Source organism: Flavobacterium sp. P21 (assembly GCF_050632225.1).
In the GTDB taxonomy this organism is placed as follows: domain Bacteria; phylum Bacteroidota; class Bacteroidia; order Flavobacteriales; family Flavobacteriaceae; genus Flavobacterium.
In genome coordinates, this window is the sequence record NZ_CP192585.1 from 559051 (window position 1) to 579679 (window position 20629).

The 20629-nt window shown below is 32.6% G+C and carries 16 protein-coding genes and 5 pseudogenes; 20 read left to right on the forward strand and 1 reads right to left on the reverse strand.

Going from position 1 to position 20629, the window contains the following annotated elements; translation table 11 throughout:
* Positions 1-108 precede the first annotated feature (108 nt).
* Positions 109-1162, reverse strand: a pseudogene (locus ACQ9BO_RS02700) (2Fe-2S iron-sulfur cluster-binding protein).
* A 123-nt stretch (positions 1163-1285) separates the two neighbouring features.
* On the opposite strand from ACQ9BO_RS02700, the gene ACQ9BO_RS02705 reads away from it, so the two are divergent.
* The 20 genes and pseudogenes from ACQ9BO_RS02705 (at position 1286) to ACQ9BO_RS02800 (ending at position 20538) form a co-directional block, all read left to right on the forward strand.
* Positions 1286-2746, forward strand: coding sequence for a DUF5687 family protein (locus tag ACQ9BO_RS02705; protein WP_431243543.1), 1461 nt, complete (start codon positions 1286-1288; stop codon positions 2744-2746).
* Between the two features lie 124 nt (positions 2747-2870).
* On the forward strand, positions 2871-3566 hold the full coding sequence (locus tag ACQ9BO_RS02710; protein ID WP_431243544.1) for an ABC transporter ATP-binding protein: 696 nt from the start codon (positions 2871-2873) through the stop codon (positions 3564-3566).
* Positions 3567-3738: 172 nt separating this feature from the next.
* Positions 3739-5331, forward strand: coding sequence for a tetratricopeptide repeat protein (locus tag ACQ9BO_RS02715; RefSeq protein ID WP_431243545.1), 1593 nt, complete (start codon positions 3739-3741; stop codon positions 5329-5331).
* Entirely contained in the window at positions 5282-6241 is a 960-nt protein-coding gene (locus ACQ9BO_RS02720) for a tetratricopeptide repeat protein (protein WP_431243546.1), read from the forward strand. Before ACQ9BO_RS02715 ends, ACQ9BO_RS02720 begins: the two co-directional genes overlap by 50 nt.
* Positions 6242-6263: 22 nt before the next feature.
* Positions 6264-6659, forward strand: coding sequence for a bactofilin family protein (locus ACQ9BO_RS02725; protein WP_431243547.1), 396 nt, complete (start codon positions 6264-6266; stop codon positions 6657-6659).
* Complete coding sequence (locus ACQ9BO_RS02730; RefSeq protein ID WP_431243548.1) at positions 6640-6867, forward strand: AtpZ/AtpI family protein; 228 nt, start codon at positions 6640-6642, stop codon at positions 6865-6867. Before ACQ9BO_RS02725 ends, ACQ9BO_RS02730 begins: the two co-directional genes overlap by 20 nt.
* 570 nt (positions 6868-7437) lie before the next feature.
* Positions 7438-8617: pseudogene (atpB, locus tag ACQ9BO_RS02735) on the forward strand (F0F1 ATP synthase subunit A).
* Between the two features lie 33 nt (positions 8618-8650).
* Complete coding sequence (atpE, locus tag ACQ9BO_RS02740; protein WP_278019978.1) at positions 8651-8848, forward strand: ATP synthase F0 subunit C; 198 nt, start codon at positions 8651-8653, stop codon at positions 8846-8848.
* 86 nt (positions 8849-8934) lie between these two features.
* Positions 8935-9436 (forward strand): annotated as a pseudogene (locus ACQ9BO_RS02745) (F0F1 ATP synthase subunit B).
* Positions 9437-9440: 4 nt separating this feature from the next.
* Positions 9441-9975, forward strand: a pseudogene (gene atpH, locus ACQ9BO_RS02750) (ATP synthase F1 subunit delta).
* Between the two features lie 37 nt (positions 9976-10012).
* Positions 10013-11591, forward strand: a pseudogene (atpA, locus tag ACQ9BO_RS02755) (F0F1 ATP synthase subunit alpha).
* Positions 11592-11676: 85 nt separating this feature from the next.
* Positions 11677-12537 carry an ATP synthase F1 subunit gamma gene (gene atpG / locus ACQ9BO_RS02760; protein WP_431243549.1) on the forward strand — a complete coding sequence of 287 codons (861 nt, stop codon included), beginning with the start codon at positions 11677-11679 and terminating at the stop codon, positions 12535-12537.
* 253 nt (positions 12538-12790) lie between these two features.
* Positions 12791-13465 carry a hypothetical protein gene (locus ACQ9BO_RS02765; protein ID WP_431243550.1) on the forward strand — a complete coding sequence of 225 codons (675 nt, stop codon included), beginning with the start codon at positions 12791-12793 and terminating at the stop codon, positions 13463-13465.
* Positions 13466-13467: 2 nt separating this feature from the next.
* Complete coding sequence (locus tag ACQ9BO_RS02770; protein ID WP_431243551.1) at positions 13468-14589, forward strand: hypothetical protein; 1122 nt, start codon at positions 13468-13470, stop codon at positions 14587-14589.
* Between the two features lie 28 nt (positions 14590-14617).
* Positions 14618-16432 (forward strand): OmpA family protein, encoded by a 1815-nt coding sequence (locus ACQ9BO_RS02775; RefSeq protein ID WP_431243552.1) that lies wholly within the window; start codon positions 14618-14620, stop codon positions 16430-16432.
* 45 nt (positions 16433-16477) lie between these two features.
* Complete coding sequence (locus tag ACQ9BO_RS02780; RefSeq protein WP_431243553.1) at positions 16478-17248, forward strand: ABC transporter permease; 771 nt, start codon at positions 16478-16480, stop codon at positions 17246-17248.
* 2 nt (positions 17249-17250) lie between these two features.
* The gene (locus ACQ9BO_RS02785; protein ID WP_431243554.1) at positions 17251-18081 is read left to right on the forward strand and encodes an ATP-binding cassette domain-containing protein; all 831 of its coding nucleotides are present in this window, start codon (positions 17251-17253) and stop codon (positions 18079-18081) included.
* An 8-nt stretch (positions 18082-18089) separates the two neighbouring features.
* A complete protein-coding gene (locus tag ACQ9BO_RS02790; RefSeq protein ID WP_431243555.1) occupies positions 18090-18413 on the forward strand; it encodes a hypothetical protein in 324 nt (107 codons plus the stop codon).
* 283 nt (positions 18414-18696) lie between these two features.
* Positions 18697-19614: an AAA family ATPase gene (locus ACQ9BO_RS02795; protein ID WP_431243556.1), complete on the forward strand. Its 918-nt coding sequence runs from the start codon at positions 18697-18699 to the stop codon at positions 19612-19614.
* A gap of 477 nt (positions 19615-20091) precedes the next feature.
* Positions 20092-20538, forward strand: a complete 447-nt coding sequence (locus ACQ9BO_RS02800) for a GNAT family N-acetyltransferase (protein ID WP_431243557.1) — start codon at positions 20092-20094, stop codon at positions 20536-20538.
* Positions 20539-20629: the final 91 nt, after the last annotated feature.

Genomic DNA, 20629 nt, shown 5'->3' on the forward strand with positions numbered 1-20629 from the left:
TTTTTAAATTCCAATTTGACAAATATTGTAATAAAAATCAAACAAAAAAAATTCCAAATCCCAATAGAAAATTGGAATTTGGAATTTATATTTTTGTGATTTAACTAATTATACGTCGTCGTAATCAACATAAATAGCTTCAGATGTTGGATGCGCTTGGCAAGTCAAAATCAAGCCTTCGGCAATTTCTCCATCTGTCAAAATTGAGTTTTTTGTCATTTCTGCACTTCCTGATGTCACACGTCCTAAACAGCCGCCGCAAATTCCGCCTTGGCAAGAATAAGGAGCATCAACGCCTTGTTTTAAAGCCGCATCAAGAATGGTTTGTTTTTTAGACATTTCAAAAGTAACTTCTTCATCATCAACTAAAACCGTAATTTTTGTATGTCCTTCTTGAGAACCTTGAATTTCGTGCTCTTGAGCAGAAGAAGTAAAAAGCTCAAATTTAATTGCTGATTCTTTTACGTTTTTCTCTTTTAAAATATTCGAAACCGTATTGATCATTTCTTCTGGTCCACACAAGAAAAACTTGTCAAACTGCAGTTCTTTATGCTTGTTGTTCAATACAAAATTCACCGCCGATTTGTCGATTCTTCCAAACAAAGCATTTTCAGCTTTAGCTTGACTAAATACGTAATGTACAAAGAAACGGCCAACATACTGCAATTGCAAGTCGTGTAGTTCTTGATGAAAAATAGTTTGTTCAGGAGTTTTATTTCCGTAAACCAATACAAATGAACTTTTTGGCTCGCTTTTTAAAACCGATTTGATGATAGAAATTACTGGAGTAATACCGCTTCCTGCAAGCAAACGCTACGTAATTTTTTTGTCTGTCAGCTTCTGGTTCAAGCGTAAATTTTCCTTCTGGATGACCAACTTCAAGAACGTCGCCAGCTTTTAAAGTCGTATTGGCAAACTGAGAAAAAAGACCATTTTTTACTGCTTTTACTGCAATTCGCAATTCACCGCTTTCTGGTGCTGAGCAAATAGAATAAGCACGTCTTATTTCTTGATTATCAAGAGTTAATTTTAAATTTATGTATTGTCCAGCTATAAATTTATAGTCAGGTTTTAGTTCTTCAGGAACATTAAAAAGTACCGAAACCGCATCTGCAGTCTCACGTTTTACCTCTTTAATTATAAGTTTTAAGAATGAAGGCATGGTTATTTTTTTTGCAAAAGTAGCAAGAACTAAGTAATTGACACTTACTAAAATATTTTTTTTAACTTTTTTGTAACGTTTTCCTACATTTGGTCTCTTACTGAAAAATTAAAACAAATAACCATGATTAAAAAGTTTATTTACCTCGAATGGAAAGCCTTTGTCAGATCAGCCTCATTTGGAGCAAATTTGGCCATGAAAATTTTAATCGGTTTTTTGATGGTGTACTTTTCAGTACTTTTTGTTGCAATGGGAGTAGGAGCATTTTATGTGCTTAAAAAAATGAACCTCGAGCCTTTAATCACCATCAACAAATTCTTGATTTATTATTTTCTGTTTGATCTTATAATTCGTTTGTTGATGCAAGCAATTCCGGTTCTTAATATTAAGTCGTTATTGGTATTGCCTTTCAAAAAACCAACCATTGTTCATTTCTCTTTAGGAAAAACAGCATTGTCATTTTTTAACTGGGTTCATGCGCTTTTCTTTGTGCCGTTTTCAGTTGTGTTGGCAATTGAAGGATATGATATTGTCGGAATTCTATTTTGGCTTTTGGCTATTTTCTCTTTGATCTACATCAATAATTTTTTAAATATTGTTTTAAGTAATATCGATAAATTATTTGTTGTTTTTGTCGGATTGGCTTTAGCTTTGGGAGCAAGACAATATTACAAGCTTTTTGATATTACGGTTTTCACAACGCCTTTTTTCCAAGGACTTTACACATCAAAAGTATTATTTTTAATTCCGATTTTATTCTTAGTTGGATTGTATGTTTTTACATTTAAGTATTTCAAAAACAATTTATATTTAGACGCGGGACTTTCTCAAAAAGAAGATATTGCGACTACCGAAAATTATTCTTGGCTGAATCAATTTGGAACTTTAGGAACATTTCTTAAAAATGACATCAAATTGATCAAAAGAAACAAAAGATCAAAAACGACAATTATCATGAGTTTCTTCTTTTTGTTTTACGGATTGATCTTTTTTGGCAATACACATCAGCCGGCGGTCATGTATATTTTTGCGGGAATATTTGTTTCAGGCGGATTTTTATTTGTCTTTGGCCAGTTTGTACCTAGTTGGGACAGTTCGTATTACCAATTGATGATGACACAAAATATTCCTTATAGAGGATATATTACCTCAAAATGGTGGCTTATTGTTATTGCCACTTTTGTTTCGACAATTTTGGCTTCATTTTATCTTTTTTACGGATGGCAGGTTTATTTGACCATAGTGGTTGGTGCTATTTATAATATTGGAGTAAATTCTCATTTGGTTCTTTTAGGTGGAGCATTTACAAAAACGCCAATCGATTTGAGCAACGCTGGAGGTGCTTTTGGAGATAAAAAAGCATTCAATGTAAATGCGATGCTTTTGACTTTGCCAAAATTATTATTGCCTTTAGGACTTTACGGACTCGGACTTTATTTGGGCGATAAAACACTTGGCTTAATGCTGGTTGCGGGAGCTGGAGTTTTGGGATTTGTATTTAGAAACAAAGTTTTTTCAATCATTGAAAAAAGATACAAAGTCGAAAAATACAGTACAATTAGCGCATATAAACAAAAGAATTAATTAGATAATTTGTCAATTTGAGAATGAGATAATTTCATTCTTTAGAAATCTAAAATCAACAATCTAAAATTATTAAAGACCGAGTTTTTAATCTAAAATCTAAACTCATAAATCTAAAATTATTATGATACAAGTAAATCAGCTTTCAAAAAAATATAACGGCACAACAGTTTTAAATATAGAAAACCTTGAAATTCCAAAAGGACAAAGTTTTGGGCTTGTTGGAAACAACGGCGCTGGAAAAACCACTTTTTTTAGTTTGCTTTTAGATCTTATTCATCCTTCGACTGGAAATATAAAAACAAATGATATTCAAGTAAATACAAGTGAAAAATGGAAATCTTTTACAGGTTCTTTTTTAGATGAAAGTTTCCTTATTGGCTATTTGACGCCAGAAGAATATTTTTATTTTATTGGCGATTTGCGTCATCAGAATAAAGCTGATATTGATGCACTTTTGGCAAAACATGAAGAATTTTTTAATGGAGAAATTTTAAAAAACAAAAAATATCTTCGCGATTTATCAAAAGGAAACCAGAAAAAAGTTGGAATTATTGCAACACTTATTGGAAATCCAGAAGTGGTAATTTTAGATGAGCCTTTTGCAAATTTAGATCCTACTACCGTAAGCCGTTTGAAGAAAATTATCAAAGAATTAGCTGATGACCCAAATGTAACTGTTTTGGTTTCAAGTCATGATTTACAGCACACGGTTGAGGTTTGTGACCGAATAGTTGCCCTTAATAAAGGTGAAATTGTAAAAGATATTCAAACTTCAAAAGAGACCTTGCAGGAGTTGGAATCGTTTTTTGCAGTTTAAGTTTCTATATTTCAAAAAGAAGCGTAATTTTACAAGTCATTATACTAAAAGTGCTTTTTATAAGTTAATGCTTTAAAAATTGATTCTATTGAAAAAGAATACTCTTAAATATAGTTTTTTTCTCACTTTCGCATTGCTTATAATAGCATGTTCTACACAGAATAACACTTTTGTGAATAGAAACTCGCATGCTTTAAGTACCAAATACAACATTTTGTATAATGGAGGAATTGGTCTTGAAAAAGGGCTTAAATCTATTCAGGCCAACAACCAGGATAATTTCTGGAAAATTCTGCCGATCGAAAAGATGCAATTTGATGAAAATTTTTCGGAAGGAGAAAAGACAAAAAATCCAGATTTCGAGAAAGCAGAAACTAAAGCTACAAAAGCTATTCAAAAACACTCCATGAACATTGGAGGAAGAGAACGAAATTATCAGATAGATGAAGCATATTTAATGCTCGGAAAAGCACGATATTATGATCAACGTTTTATCCCTGCGATTGAAGCATTCAATTATATTCTTTATAAATATCCAAACAGCGACAATATTTATACGGCAAAAATCTGGCGCGAAAAAACCAATATGCGTTTAGGAAATGATGCAATTGCGATTAAAAACATCAATCTGTTGTTAAAGAAAACAGATTTGAATAAACAGACTTTTTCTGACGCAAATGCACTATTGGCCGAAGCTTTTTTAAATACAGAACAAAAAGATAGTGCGGTAGCCAAATTGAAAATTGCAGAAAAATTTACCAAAATAAACGAAGACCGAGCGCGCTATCGTTTTATTTTGGGCCAATTATATCAGGAAGCTGGACAAAGAGACAGTGCTGTTTACTTTTATAACGGTGTAATCGATATGAATCGAAAAGCCGATCGTAAATACATGATGCATGCTTATGCAAAAAAAGCGCAAATGTTTGATTATGAAAAAGATGATCATGATATGTTTATCGAAACTTATAATAAATTAGTTGAAGATCGAGAAAACAGACCTTATTATGATATCCTTTTTTATGAAATGGGAGTGTTTTTTGACAAAAATAATGAGCAAAAAGATGCTTTGGAATTTTACAATCATTCGTTAGCGAGAAAATCTAAAGACCCTTATCTCGTTGCTTCGACATATCGAAACATTGGAAATATGTATTTTAGAAATACAGATTATACAATGGCGGCAAAATATTATGATAGTACGTTGGTAAAATTAAATCCAAAAACTAGAGAGTTTGCATTTATTGAAAAAAACAGAAAAAATCTAGATAATGTAATCAAATACGAGGCAATTGCAAAACGTAACGACAGCATTATCAAGGTTTATAATTTGCCAGCAGAAGAGAGAAAAACGTATTTTGAAATTTACATCGCAGAGTTAAAAAAGAATGATGATGCGAAACGTTTACAAGAGGAAAAAGAAAAGGAAAAACAGGCAAACATTCAACGCAATACTGATGCGAACAGCGGATCATCAGCATTAAATCCGCCAAATAAAATGGATTTAGCGACTGGAGCATTTAATCCTCCAGGCGGAAATGATGCGGCAAGTACTTTTTATTTTTATAACCCAACAACGGTTGCTTACGGAAAATTGCAATTTAGAAAACAATGGGGGAACCGTACTATAGATGGAAATTGGAGATTAGGTGCAGGAAAATCAATTGTTAATACGGCTTTAAAAGATTCTTTGAATATCAATCAGGATTCTATAAATGCATTGCGAGCAAACGGTTCCGGAAAAATATACAACGGCATTTTATGAAAGCAAGATCCCAACAAGTCCTGCTGTTATGGATAGTATTGGTAAAGAGCGAAACTTTGCCTATTATCAATTAGGGCTTATTTATAAAGAAAAGTTCAAAGAATATAAATTAGCTAGTGATAAGTTAGAACAATTATTGCAGAATAAACCTGAAGAAAAATTGGTTTTGCCATCAATGTACAATTTGTATAAAATATATCAGATTATAAATCCAGCAAGAGCTGAAAGAATAAAATCGGACATAATAGGCAATTATCCATCTTCTAGATATGCACAGATTTTAAACAATACCAATTCAGATGATTTAGCTTCGGCAGACAAGGAATATAAAAAATGGTATAAATTGTTTGAAGACGAACATTTTGACGAAGTTTTAAACAACATCGACAACTTGATTAATCAATATGCCGGTGAAGACATTGTTTCGAAATTTGAATTGCTTAAAGCAAGTACTTTAGGAAAAGTAGAAGGTTTGGCGACTTACAAAAAAGGATTAGAAAATGTTGCTGACAACTATCCAAATAGTGAAGAAGGAAAAGATGCGCGTGAAATTTTGGAAAAACAAATTCCAGAATTAGAAAAACTTGATTTTACGGCAGTTGATGGTAAAAACTGGAAAATTTTATATCGAGTATCGAATACAGATACAAAAACAGTTAAAAAAATCGAGGAATCAATTAAGGTATATATGTTAGTCGAAAATTACGAAAGACTAACAACTTCATTTGACAAATACAATAAAACGGAAAGTTTTGTAGTTATTCATGGTTTAAAATCAGAGGCATATGCCAAAGATGTTTCAGGAGTTTTGAGAGATGATAAAAAATATAAAATCTCGAATATGCCTATAATTATTTCAAGTGATAATTATAAGGTAGTTCAAATCAAAAAAATCTTGACGTTTATTTAGCCCCAAAAACCCCATAAAAGCCATGTTTGAAAAAGTCAAAAAAAGCAGTACAGAGAATTTAGGAAAAACCAATAGAATTGTAGAAGGAACTTCTATTGTTGGAGATATTGTTTCAAAAGCTGATTTTAGACTTGATGGTGAATTGATAGGAAATTTTACTTCGCAAGGGAAACTCGTTATTGGCGCATCAGGAATTGTTAAGGGCGAAATTATTTGCCATAATGCCGATATTGAAGGAGAATTTCAAGGAAAATTGAAAGTTTTGGAAGTTCTTAATATTAAAGGTACAGCTCGCATTCATGGAGAAGTTGCCGTTGGAAAATTATCTATAGAACCAGGAGCAGACTTTACAGCATCTTGTACGATGTTAAATTCTAATCCGGTAATACTATTAGAAGATGGAAAAGGAACCGAATAATAATAGGAGGAATAAATGGCTTGCATTGATCAACATTCCATTTCAAATGGGAGTTATTATTTTCTTGTTTTCTTATTTCGGAACCTGGCTTGATGAAAATCATCCGAGCCCAAAAGTTTATTATAATACTATTTTTGTAATGGCAGGCGTAGGCCTTGCTTTATATAATGTTATCCGCCAGGTTAATGATATTAATAAATTGAAGTAAATTTTTCATTTATAGCAACTTTAGATAAAAGTTGCATCTTTGCAAAAAATTACTTGAAATGTCATTAAAAAATTACACACCTATTTTTCATTTATTTTGTTTCGCTGTTGTTGCTTGTTTAGTTCATATAGCGAGCATTCTTTTTGCTGGAAATTAATTTTCAAAAATTTCATTATAGTATAGCATTGCTTTATTTAATTTTTTTCGGATTATCAGCTTTGTTATACCTTATATTATTAAAGGTAAAAAAGAAGAATTTTGAAATCGTAGGAATGGTTTATTTATTCGGAACTTTTACCCAAATGTTATTGGGATATTTAATTTTGCGGCCTGTTTTAAAAATCAAAACAGAAACAGCCGATGTTGAAAAACTCAGTTTTTTTGTAACATTTATTTTGTTTTTGTTATTTGAGACGCTTTTAACTGTCCGATTATTAAATGAAAAGCGTTAAAATAAGGATTCTTTAATAGAAGGTTCAAAAATAATTTTTCATATCCTTTTGAATATTAATAAAAAATGTACCTTTGCACCAAATTTTAGAAACGTAAAAAAATAAGATTTTCCACGATATGGTGATTTCAAACAAACCACTCAGCTTTATTCTAGCGACTTTTGTAGCTTCTCTACCAATTATGGGTTTTGCAAACTCAGAGAATGATTCAACGCATGTACAAACTGAAACGGCTCACGAAGAGAAAGTAATTTCACACGAAGCTCCTGCGGAAGGAGAGCATGCAGTTGCTCTTGACCCAAAAGCAAAAGTGGATGCTTTTATTGATCACCACTTACAAGATTCTCATGATTTTGTTTTCTTCCAAGATGAGAAAGAAAACAAACACTACGGTTTTCCATTACCTGTTATATTAATTGACGGAGGTTTAAAAGTTTTCTCTTCTTCAAAATTCCATTTTGGTGAAACAGTTGCAGAAGTTGACGGAAACTTTTACAAATTAGTTCACGGTAAAATCTACAAAACAGATGCGACCGGAACAATCACTTTTAATGAGCACGGTCATCCAGAAAACGAAAAACCTTTAGATTTTTCTATTACAAAAAATGTTGTTTCAATGCTTTTTGTTGCAGTACTGTTATTCTTTATGTTTACTGGTTTAGCAAAATCATATAAAAAAGGACCAATCCCAACTGGATTTGGTAGAGTTTTAGAACCACTTGTAATTTTCATCAGAGATGAAATCGCAGTTCCAAATATTGGAGAGAAAAAATACCGTAAATATATGGGTTACCTATTAACTGTGTTTTTCTTTGTTTGGATCTTGAACTTATTAGGAATGACTCCGCTAGGAATCAACGTAACAGGAAACATCGCTATTACAGTTTGTTTAGCGACCTTTACATTTATCATCACTCAATTTAGTGCAAACAAAGATTATTGGGGACACATCTTCTGGATGCCAGGAGTACCAGTTCCAATGAAAATCATTTTAGCTCCAATTGAGATCTTAGGAACATTAACAAAACCATTCGCATTATTAATTCGTTTGTACGCAAACATTACTGCAGGTCACGTAGTAATTATGAGTTTGATCGGAATGATTTTCGTTGGAAAAAATTTAGCGAGCAGATTTACCAATCTCTTTAGGATTGACTTTGTTCATCTCTGTTATTGAAATTTTAGTAGCATTTTTGCAAGCGTTTATCTTCACAATGTTATCATCATTGTTTATCGGTATGGCTGTTCAGGATCATGATCACGCTCATGACCACGAAGACGAAACAGCAATTATTTAATTTAGAAGTTTAATTTTATATATATAAATAGTTATGGGAACAATTCCAACTTTAGTAGGTGCTGGTTTAGTAGTAATCGGTGCAGGTTTAGGTTTAGGTAAAATCGGTGGATCTGCTATGGACGCTATTGCTCGTCAGCCAGAAGCCGCAGGTAAAATTCAAACTGCGATGATTATTATCGCGGCTTTATTAGAAGGTTTAGCATTTGTCGCTTTAATCTTAGGAAAATAATAAAGGAAAAAATAACAACATCTTTAACGGTTGGTTAAAGGTGTTGTTACTTTAAAAAGAAATTAAATATTTAATATAGTTATAAAATGGATAAGTTAATTAACGATTTTTCATTCGGTTTATTCTTCTGGCAAGCTTTAATCTTGGTAATATTGATTTTGCTTTTAGTGAAATTTGCTTGGAAACCAATTATGGAATCTATTACTGCAAGAGAAGAAGGTATTAAAAATGCATTGCTTTCTGCTGAAAATGCAAAAAGAGAAATGGAAAACCTGCAAGCTGACAATCAAAGAATTTTGAATGAAGCTCGTGCAGAACGTGACGCGATGTTGAAAGAAGCTCGCGAAATGAAGGAGAAAATGATTGCTGATTCTAAAAACGAAGCGCAAGAAGCAGGTCAAAAAATGATCGAGCAAGCTAAAGCGGCTATCGAAAGTGAAAAAAATGCTTGCTATGGCTGAATTGAAATCTCAAGTTTCAACTTTATCATTAAGCATCGCTGAGAAATTATTGAAAGAAGAATTATCTAACAAAGAATCTCAAACTAAATTAGTAGAGAAAATGTTAGGTGACGTAAAGTTAAACTAAGATTATGGCAGGTACAAGAGCGAGCAATTCGTTATGCAAAAGCAATTCTGGACTTAGCAAACTCTAAAGGTGTTGCCGAAGCTGTAAATAACGATATGAAATCAATTGCAAATGCAATTGAGACAAATACAGAATTGAGTACGTTTATTCAGAACCCAACAACAACTGTTGAAGTTAAAGAAAGTGCTCTTTTAGAAGTTTTTGCAAATGTAAACGGAGTGACTAAAAGTTTGTTTCGTTTATTATTTGAAAACAAAAGATTTGAAATTCTAGATGCAATAGCATCAGAATATAATAAATTATTTGATGCAAGTAATGGTGTTCAAGTAGCGAAAGTTACAACGGCTATTCCAATGGATGTTGCTTTAGAAGCTAAAGTTTTAGCAAAAGTTGCAACTTTATCAGATAAAAAAATTACAATTGAAAATATAGTAGATCCTTCAATCATTGGTGGATTTATTTTGAGAATAGGAGATGATCAGTACAACGCTTCAGTTGCTTACAGATTACAAGTATTAAAAAGAGAGTTAAGTAATTAGTTTTATAACACAAAAAGTGTCTAAATTATAAATTAAGATGGCGGAAATCAAACCTGCTGAAATTTCAGCAATATTAAGAAAGCAAGTAGAAGGTTTTGAATCTGGTGCTACGCTAGAGGAAGTAGGATCAGTACTTCAAGTTGGAGATGGTATTGCTCGTGTTTACGGGCTATCTAACGTTCAATATGGTGAGTTAGTGGAATTTGATAACGGTATGGAAGGTATCGTATTGAATCTTGAGGAGGATAATGTTGGGGTTGTATTATTAGGACCATCAACAGGAATTAAAGAAGGATCTACTGCAAAAAGAACTCAACGTATTGCTTCTCTTAAAGTAGGTGAGCAAATGGTAGGACGTGTAGTTAACACTCTTGGTTTTCCAATTGATGGAAAAGGACCAATCGGTGGGGATTTGTACGAAATGCCTTTAGAAAGAAAAGCACCTGGAGTTATCTTCCGTCAGCCAGTAACTGAGCCATTACAAACAGGAGTAAAAGCAGTTGATGCTATGATTCCAGTTGGTCGTGGACAGCGTGAGCTTGTTATCGGTGACCGTCAAACAGGTAAATCAACTGTTTGTATCGATACAATCTTGAACCAAAAAGAATTTTATGATGCAGGAAAACCTGTATTCTGTATATATGTTGCAATTGGACAAAAAGCTTCAACTGTAGCAGGAATCGCTAAAATGTTAGAAGAAAAAGGAGCAATGGCTTATACAGTTATCGTTGTCGCTAATGCTTCTGATCCAGCTCCAATGCAAGTTTACGCTCCATTCGCTGGTGCTCGCAATTGGAGAGTACTTCAGAGATTCTGGTCGTCCAGCTCTTATTGTTTATGATGATTTATCTAAACAAGCTGTTGCTTACCGTGAGGTTTCTCTGTTATTAAGAAGACCACCGGGACGTGAGGCTTACCCTGGAGACGTTTTCTACTTACACTCTCGTTTATTAGAGCGTGCTTGTAAAGTAATCGCTGATGACGGTATCGCTAAAAACATGAACGATTTACCAGATTCTATCAAATCTATCGTAAAAGGTGGTGGTTCATTAACTGCATTGCCAATTATCGAAACTCAAGCTGGTGACGTTTCTGCATATATCCCAACAAACGTAATCTCTATTACAGATGGTCAGATTTTCCTTGATGGAGATTTGTTCAACTCTGGGGTTCGTCCTGCTATCAACGTAGGTATCTCTGTATCTCGTGTTGGAGGTAATGCACAAATTAAATCAATGAAAAAAGTTTCTGGAACTTTAAAATTAGACCAAGCTCAATTCCGTGAATTAGAAGCTTTCGCTAAATTTGGTTCTGACTTGGATTCAGTTACATTAAACGTAATTGAAAAAGGAAAAAGAAACGTTGAAATCTTGAAACAAGGTTTAAATGATCCTTATCCTGTTGAAAACCAAGTTGCTATTATTTACGCTGGATCTAAAAACTTATTGAAAAGTGTTCCTGTAAATAAAGTAAAAGAATTCGAAGCTGATTTCTTAGCTTACATGAACAGTAAACATAAAGATACGCTTAACGCTTTGAAAGCTGGTAAATTTGATGACAACATTACAGATGTTATCGAAAAAGCGACAAAAGAAGTTTCAGCAAAATATAACTAATTTTAGTTGATTGTTGTTGGTTGATTGTTATTGGAATTATCCAAGTAACTATCAACCAATAACTACCAACCAACAACTATAGTACATGGCAAATTTAAAGGAAATCCGTAATAGAATTACTTCCGTTTCATCGACGATGCAGATTACATCGGCTATGAAAATGGTTTCTGCGACAAAGCTTAAGAAAGCACAAGATGCAATCACTGCAATGCGCCCTTATGCCGAGAAATTAACGGAATTATTGCAAAATCTTTCTGCTACACTTGATGGTGAAGTTGGAGGAGATTATACAACTCAACGTGAAGTGAAAAAAGTATTGCTTGTAGCAATTACTTCTAACAGAGGTTTGTGTGGTGCATTCAATTCGAATATTATTAAAGAGGTTAAAAACCGTTCTGAATTTTATGCAGGAAAACAAGTTGATGTTTTTCCTATTGGGAAAAAAGGAAACGACGTTTTGTCTAAAACATTTAAAGTTCACGGGCATCATAATGCAATTTTTGATCATTTGACTTTTGAAAATGTTGCTGGAATTGCTGATAATTTGACTCAAAAATTCTTATCTGGAGAATATGACAGAATCGAATTGATCTACAATCAGTTTAAAAATGTCGCGACTCAAATTGTTCAGACAGAGCAATTTTTACCGTTAGCTCCAATTAAATCTGATGCGACAACTACTACTGGAGATTATATTTTCGAGCCTTCAAAAGAAGAAATTGTATTGACTTTGATTCCAAAATCGTTAAAAACGCAATTATACAAAGGTATTCGCGATTCATTTGCTTCAGAACATGGAGCACGTATGACAGCTATGCACAAAGCAACTGACAACGCAACTGCATTGAGAAACCAATTGAAATTGACTTATAACAAAGCGCGTCAAGCGGCTATTACCAACGAGATCTTAGAGATTGTTGGTGGTGCTGAGGCATTGAACGGATAAAAATATTTCAGTTAATGAAAAATGAAAGAGCCAATTTATATTGGCTCTTTTTTTGTATTTACTTATTTGATTTGACCAAGTTGATGTAATTTTTTAAAAATTATACGAATAAACTGATTTGGTAATTAAATAGTTACGATTTATTTTTAAAAAAGTATATATTTATAGCTTTAAAATTAGTAACTTTTTAACACTTTCTTCGTATAACATTTAACAACCAAAAAGTTATTAAAAAATTGATTAACTAAATACAATGGCAAAAGAAAGTTTTAATTGGAAAAGTCTTTTCATAAATGATGAGGCTAATAATTCGGAGGATAAAGCGGAAATTAAGCAATCGGCTCCCATTTTATCACCAACAAATAGTAAATTTCCAGATCATGCAGGAGAACCATCTGCAACTAATTCGTTAACAAATCCCTTTCTAAATGAAATCTTCGAAGTATATGACAAAGGTTTTGAATCTTTGAATGCAGAGGGTTTTGATTTCTTTGAACTTTATAAATCTGTTTTGGCAGTTGGAGTTACCAATCCTCAAAGTTATCAGATGGCTTTTACGATGGGTAAATCTTTAAAATCTGATTTAAATAAAGAATTTCTTTTGCAAAAGGGAAGTTTTTATATAACTGAGATTGAAAAGGTCTACGCGAAATATGACGCAATTGGTAAAACAAAAAAAGCGGAATTGGATAATAGTATTACTAAAGAGAAATATAATTTATCTAAAAACATTTCAGATTTAGAAGCCAAAATTATAGAACTTCAAAAAGACTTAGAGGCAAAAAAACTTGAACTTCAAAAAATTGATCCCGTTAACAGAGAACAACTTTCAGAGATTCAATTAAAAATGGAAGCCAACGATTTGGCAAAACAAAAAATATTAAACTCAATCAATACTGTAATTACAGGAATTAATCAATATTTATAATAATGGACAAATTCGAACAAGAAAGAAGTACTCTTTTGACATTGCCAATTCTTAAACATTTTGACGAATCGAAAGGTGAAATTGCTTTAAAATCAGGCGTATTAAAAAAAGGAGAAAAGTCTTTATTTTTGGCTTTAGCACTTGGTTTGTTGGGAGTTGGAGGTTACTTAATCTGGACTTACATTATTCCGCCATTATTTACAATGCTTGGTCAGGCAATTGCCTTATCTGCCACCGGAGTATTTTTAGTTTTTTTGGTGATGATGGCACCTGTTATTATGAAAGGACTTCGTTTTGCGACAAAAAATATTCATAAAGCCTTGATACAAAACAATCCTTTTAATGAATTAGAAGAGCAAAAGCAAAAAATGATAAAAAACCGTGAAGTTTTTAAGAATACAAAAGCAAAGCTAAAAGGTCTTAAAAATGAAATGGAAATTGAAGCGAATAAATCTGAAAAGGAAGCTAAAGGATTTCAGGAAGATGTTTTGAGTTTACAACGTCAATCAGAAAAATTGAAATCTGCAATGGACGAAATGGTTAGAATCAATGGTGTTGCGACTAAAGATACGGATGAGTATGTAGCCTTACAAAGTGAATTGGCCAGAAAGTTAAGCGATTCTCAAAGAGTTTCAACGCAGTATGAACAAAGTAAAAGTTTCATTCAGAAATATGGAGTTCGTGCGAATGTTTTAGGTAAAATGGATCGTAAACTGACTTTGGCGGGTACTGCGATCGACATTAAAATTGCAGATTTTGATGTAACAGTTAAGATGCCGCAGAAAGAGTATGAATTTGCAAGAAATGCTAAAGAGGCAACTGAAAGCGCAAAAAGTGCGATGTTGTTTACTAAAGACTGGGAATTAGAGTATGCTCTGGAAGTGGTAACTTCTACAATTGCTCAGGATATTGCTAAGACTTCTGAAAATTTAATTGACATCGATGTGTTGACTTCTAAATATTCGGTTGATAATGATGAGCTTTACTCGAGATTAGATTCTTTAGCTGATGAAATTAAAACTGGAGATAATACAATTCCGGACTCTACAAAGTATACGAGTCCAAATTATAAAATGACCAAAGAGGATAAATTGTCCAGCGGTGGTTTTGGAGATATTTTTTAATACAATAATTTTAATTATATAAATAAAAATGGGGAAAATTTTAAGAACTGAAAAGCTTACAACGCTTTCAGAGTTATTAATCGTTATTGCAGGAATCGGAATTATTCTTGGTGGTGTTTATTATATTTCACCGGGAATTAAGACAGCTGTTTCAAAACAATTAAACGGAATTGATTTGAATCAAACAGATGTTAATAATGTTACCAATGCGGCAAAAATTGAACTTCCATCAACTGAAATTTCTACTGAAGTTTCAAATCAGCCTTTAGTGAGAATTGGTGCTTATGCATGGAATGCTCAGTCTGGAATTATTGTTGCTAATGGTGGCCCAAAAACAACAAAAGGATCATTGATGGAAAAAAATGGAGTAAATCTTGAAATTATCCGTCAGGACTGGCTTTCAGAATTGCGTAATATGCAAATGAAATTTATTGAAGAATTCGATAAAGGAGAAGCCTTTCCATCTTCAGAAAAAAGTGTTTTTGCTGTTATCATTATGGGTGATGGAGCACCATTTTACATTAGTTCTGTTCAGAAATCTCTTGACGAAAAATACGGAAAAGATAAGTACCACTTACAGGTAATGGGAGCTGTTGGTATGAGTTACGGAGAAGATAAATTAATCGGGCCTCCAAGCTGGAAATCAGATCCAAAATCTATGAAAGGTTCTGTTATTTCTGCAGTACTTGGAGACGGTGACTGGGTAACTACAGTAAACTATTGTTTTGCTAACGGTTTAAAAGTAAACCCTGATCCAACAACGTATGATGCTGAAGCAGTAAATATTTATCCATCAGAAAACGATGATTATATCAAATCGGCAGAGGAATTAATCAAATCTCAAACAACTGGATGGACTGTTACTTTGAAAGAAGTAGTAAACGGGAAACTAACTGGAAAATCTGTTAACAGAAAAATTGACGGTTGTGCTACATGGACACCAGGAGATAAAACGGTTTTTGATAAGTTGACTGGTTTCATTGATATTGTTTCTACAAAAGAATTCAATAATCAAATGCCAACTACTATTATTGGTGTGAAAGAATGGGCAGAGAAAAATCCAAGTATAGTTTCAAATATTTTGAAGTCGGCATTGACAGCTTCAAATCAAATGAAAAATTATGAAGATTGGAAAGTAAGAGCTTCAGAAGCAGTTGCCGCAACATATAAACTTGAAACTCCTGAATATTGGTACAAAATGTTCAAAGGACAACAAGGAACAAAAGGCGGATTGACCTATAATATGGGAGGTTCAAAAGTATTTAATTATGCTGACGCAATGCAATATTATGGTTTATCTGATGGTGTAAACAGATACAAATCAGTTTATAATCAGGTTTCAAGTTATTTGACAGAATTGAATCCATTTGGATTTAATGAAAATGTTGGAGCTGTTGTTCCTTATGAGCAAGCGGTAAATTTATTTTTCCTTAAAAATATTAATGATATCGAATCAACTTCGGCTGATAAAGCGGACTACACTAGTGAGGCAAAAGAAGTGGTAGCTTCTGGAGAATGGAAAATCAACTTTAACACAGGAAGTGCTGAAATTTCAAATTCATCTAGTAAAGAAGTGGAGAAAATTTACAACCTGTTAGTACAAGCTGAAAACACAAAGTTAACTGTTGTTGGACATACAGATAATGTTGGAAATGCAGATGCTAACTTAGCATTGTCAAAAAGCAGAGCTCAGGCAGTTGTAGATTACTTAAAACAAAAAGGAATTCCTGCAAATCGTTTCCAGTTAGTTGACGGAAAAGGTCAAAATGATCCGGTTGGAGACAATAACACAGCTTCTGGAAAAGCATTAAACAGACGTGTTGTAATCACTCTATTAAAATAAAAATTAATTAAAGGCTATCTTAACGGATAGCCTTTTACAATAAATATGATAAAATTTTTAACGCCCTTTGAAAAAATATCAAAGCTGAACAAGACCCTTATTTTAACAGGTTGGTTAGTGCTTTTGATTATTATTTGGTTTGTATCAACTGCAGGAGAAAAACATCTTTTTCCTTCTCCTTCTCAGGTTTTGACAGGTTTTCAGGAATTGTACAGAGAAGGTTTAGTAGTACATATTTTCAATTCATTGTCATTATGTTTTATTTCGATTTTTTTGGCTACTATAATTTCTTTGCTTTTTGCATACGCATGGCCAATTCCACTTTTGAAGTCAATTTCTGAATTTGTTACAAAATTTAGATTCTTGCCATTTACAGGGCTTTCATTTTATATTACAATGGTTGTTCATGAAGCAAGAACAATGCAGGTTTGGATTTTGGTAATTTTCTTAACTACATTTTTAACTACATCTTTAATTGCAGTAATTAAAGACATTCCGCAAGAAGAATTTGATCACGCCAAAATGCTAAAATGTACAAGACTAGAAGTGCTTTGGCAAGTTATTATTTTAGGAAGAGTAGATTATGTAATAGACGTAATCAGACAAAATCTTGCAATTACTTGGATGATGCTTGTAACAGTTGAGTCAATTGTTGTGGCTTCTGGAGGATTAGGTTTTTTAATAAAAAACTCAGATAAGTTTATGAATACAGGACGTATCATTGCCCTTCAAATGATCATTTTATTAATAGGTCTTGGCTTAGATGCAGGAATAAATTTCTTAAGAAAAGCTGTATTTAGATATTCAAAAATATAATCATGAAACACGAATTTAAAGAAACGCTTTTATATGTAGAAAACCTAAGCGTTGCCTATGATGATAATGTTATTATTAAGGATATAAATATTATAGAAAAAGACGTGGTACATCAGGAACGCGATTGTACAGGGCAGGTACTGGCTTTTGTAGGACGTTCCGGAAGAGGAAAATCTACATTTTTTAAAGCATTGACAGGATTAGTTCCCGCAAGTTCAGGAAAAATTTTAATCAAAGATTTTGAAAACCCAGAACCCAATACTGCTAAATCTGTAAAAGAAGGAGACATTGGTTTTGTTGATCAGAAATATACTTTGTTCAGACATAAAACAGTAAAGGAGGCACTTAAATTTTCTTTAAGAAAAACGAAACTTTCGAATACTGAAAAAGAACAAAAAATAAATCAGTATCTGGAAGAATGGGGTTTAACAAATTGTGCAGACAAATATCCTAATGAACTTTCGGGAGGACAAAGACAAAGAACCGCAATTATTGAACAGTTGTTTTCGTCTGACCAGTTTATCGTTTTAGACGAGCCATTCTCAGGTCTTGATGTTGGAAATATTCAGGAAGTAAAAAAAGCGTTCAAGTTATTAGGAAATACATCTGAGTATAATACGGTCATATTTTCAACTCACGATATTGAACTGGCGCTTGAATTGGCACAGGTAATTTATGTCATCGGGTATCCGACAGTCAACGGTAAACTACAATCATATGCAACTATTGTAGCCAAATATGATTTGAGAGAAATGGAATTAGCTTGGAAAGATTATTGCGAAGATCACTTAAAATTATCAAAAGAAATTATTCATCAAATGATGATTTCTTAAATTAGAATATGTCAAAGAAAAACAGTCCGATATCAATAATAGAAGATTCATTTTTGTCTCTAAAAAAATATTTAGAAACAAACATATCTAATAATGAAGCCGTTTTTACGGCTTCATTTATTATGGATTTGCAAAAAGAAACCAAGCAAATTCTTGAGATTTGCAATCAGTTAAATCAGGATACAGAGTTTATTCAAAAGATAAATCAAACCGTAAACCCATCTTTTTCTAGAGGAGGATTGTTTAAGGCAGAACATTTTTTCTTTCAGATATTATTCAGCTTTATGAAAAAGAGCAAGGAACGAAAAGTGAAAAACAAGAGTTTGTTTTAGCCTATTATTATGACGCGTTGCGCAACAAACACTTTGCCGATGAAAATTCTGTTAGTGAACTAAATCATTTGGTTTTTTCGGAAAGTTTTAAAAATCATCTCAGCAAAATAAAAAGCGAGAATAAAATACCAGCTTCAAATGCAATAGAAAACAAGTATTTGTTGCCGGAAATTTTAGCTGAAAAAAGAATAATAAATTAGAAGAAATCTTAATCAGATATCAAAACTTCCTATACTTTTCATTTCATAAAAAATTTGAAAATGAGAAATCTTTTAATGACTATTTGGGTTTAAATCTAAACAAGTCAAAGAAGAAAAAAGAGCCGGATAATTTGCCTGAAGAAGATACACTGGAAAAAGTTCTTAAAGAATTAAATGAATTAGTGGGTTTGGCCGAAGTAAAAAAAGATGTTTCGGAGCTTATCAATTTATTGGAAATTCAAAAAAAGCGTTCAGAACAAGGTTTGAAGAATGTAGAAATTACGCTTCATACTGTTTTTCTTGGGCCACCCGGAACCGGAAAAACTTCTGTTGCCAGACTTTTAAGCAGAATTTTTAAACACTTAGGATTTCTGTCAAAAGGTCAAATGTTTGAAACAGACCGGGAAGGTTTGGTTGCAGGTTATGTAGGGCAAACGGCGACAAAAGTAAATGATGCTGTAGAGGCAAGTCTTGGCGGAGTATTGTTTGTTGATGAAGCTTATGCATTAAACCAAAATGCATTTGGGAATGATTATGGTGCCGAAGCAGTAAACACTTTGCTAAAAAGAATGGAAGATCATCGTGAAGATCTTGCCGTTGTTGTTGCTGGATATACAGAACCAATGAAGATTTTTGTAGAATCAAATCCGGGGTTGCGTTCTCGCTTTAACAGGTATTTTCATTTTGGTCATTTTACTCCGGAAGAATTATTTCAAATTTTTGAATCGTTTTGTTCGAAGTCTGATTTTATTATTTCTGAAGATGCAAAAGAAAAACTTACAGATACTTTTGAATTATTATATGAAAGTAAAAATGAAAGTTTTGGAAATGCACGAGTGGTTAGAAATTTATTTGAAAAATGTGTGCAGAATCAGGCCAACAGAATTGTGAAATTAAAAAAGATCACCAATAAAGTTTTAAAAACATTAACTGAAGAAGATATTCCGGAGCCAAAAGAAACAGAGCAAAATGTTAATTTTGAAGTAAAGGATAAGGAATAATAGCAAAATAGCCGACAAGTATTTGTCGGCTATTTTCTTTATATAAGGTTTTAGCTTTTTAATTTTGTGTTTATAAAATGGTGATTCTCAATTTATGTTTAAATTGAGAATCACTACCATTTTATAAAATTATTGCACAGATTTATCACCTCTGTTTTGCTTTGTCTTTTATGGGAACAAACTAGCTTTATTAGTCCCAAGGCTCTGTTTTTTTGAGGGTTACATTTCAGCAGAATCAATCCCTTGTGCTTTGTCTTTTGTGGGAACAAACTAGCTTTATCCGTCCCAATGCTTTGCTTTTTTAAAGGGTTGCATTTTAGCTTTTCTCATTCCCTGTTGTACAAAGTTAATATAGAAGCAATTGTAAAAAATTATATAATTTTTTTGTGTTTTTATACATTTCACATCTTTAGTTGTTTTAGAATTATATGATAAACGTAGAAAAATTGAGTATTTTTGAGGTTTATTTTTAGTATAATGGAATTTCAAATACGAGAACTTACTACAATCGAAGAAATGCTGGAGCAAATTGAAACCATGCGATTTCTATATCCGAAACTTTCAGTTGAAAAATATCAATCTTTTCTTTTGGAGATGGTACCACACAATTATATTCAGATTGGGGTTTTCGAAAATGATTCTTGTTTAGGGATAACGGGCTGTTGGTCAGCGACAAAACTTTGGACAGGAAAATATCTTGAGATTGATAATTTTGTCGTAAATCCAGCATACAGATCTAAAGGAATAGGAAAATTGCTAACAGATTATGTTGACCAAAAGGCAAAAAATCTAGGTTGTAGCAGTATTGTTTTGGATGCATTTACTGGAAATTTTGGCGCACACCGCTTTTACTACAATCAAGGATATGGCCCAAAAGGATTTCACTTTGTAAAAGTTTTGGACGAAACCAAATTAACGCAATAAAAACAAGAACAACTTGTTTTATTGAACCTGCAAAATCATTATTAAACCAAAGAATTGGTTATTTTTGTTTTACGAACTTTATTATTAAATT

Excerpts from the sequence above, each read along its gene's own strand:
- ACQ9BO_RS02705 (WP_431243543.1), top strand. The coding sequence starts at position 1,286 with ATGATTAAAAAGTTTATTTACCTCGAATGGAAAGCCTTTGTCAGATCA.
- ACQ9BO_RS02710 (WP_431243544.1), top strand. The coding sequence starts at position 2,871 with ATGATACAAGTAAATCAGCTTTCAAAAAAATATAACGGCACAACAGTT.
- ACQ9BO_RS02720 (WP_431243546.1), top strand. The coding sequence starts at position 5,282 with ATGCATTGCGAGCAAACGGTTCCGGAAAAATATACAACGGCATTTTAT.
- ACQ9BO_RS02725 (WP_431243547.1), top strand. The coding sequence starts at position 6,264 with ATGTTTGAAAAAGTCAAAAAAAGCAGTACAGAGAATTTAGGAAAAACC.
- ACQ9BO_RS02730 (WP_431243548.1), top strand. The coding sequence starts at position 6,640 with ATGGAAAAGGAACCGAATAATAATAGGAGGAATAAATGGCTTGCATTG.
- atpE (WP_278019978.1), top strand. The coding sequence starts at position 8,651 with ATGGGAACAATTCCAACTTTAGTAGGTGCTGGTTTAGTAGTAATCGGT.
- atpG (WP_431243549.1), top strand. The coding sequence starts at position 11,677 with ATGGCAAATTTAAAGGAAATCCGTAATAGAATTACTTCCGTTTCATCG.
- ACQ9BO_RS02765 (WP_431243550.1), top strand. The coding sequence starts at position 12,791 with ATGGCAAAAGAAAGTTTTAATTGGAAAAGTCTTTTCATAAATGATGAG.
- ACQ9BO_RS02770 (WP_431243551.1), top strand. The coding sequence starts at position 13,468 with ATGGACAAATTCGAACAAGAAAGAAGTACTCTTTTGACATTGCCAATT.
- ACQ9BO_RS02775 (WP_431243552.1), top strand. The coding sequence starts at position 14,618 with ATGGGGAAAATTTTAAGAACTGAAAAGCTTACAACGCTTTCAGAGTTA.
- ACQ9BO_RS02780 (WP_431243553.1), top strand. The coding sequence starts at position 16,478 with ATGATAAAATTTTTAACGCCCTTTGAAAAAATATCAAAGCTGAACAAG.
- ACQ9BO_RS02785 (WP_431243554.1), top strand. The coding sequence starts at position 17,251 with ATGAAACACGAATTTAAAGAAACGCTTTTATATGTAGAAAACCTAAGC.
- ACQ9BO_RS02790 (WP_431243555.1), top strand. The coding sequence starts at position 18,090 with ATGTCAAAGAAAAACAGTCCGATATCAATAATAGAAGATTCATTTTTG.
- ACQ9BO_RS02800 (WP_431243557.1), top strand. The coding sequence starts at position 20,092 with ATGGAATTTCAAATACGAGAACTTACTACAATCGAAGAAATGCTGGAG.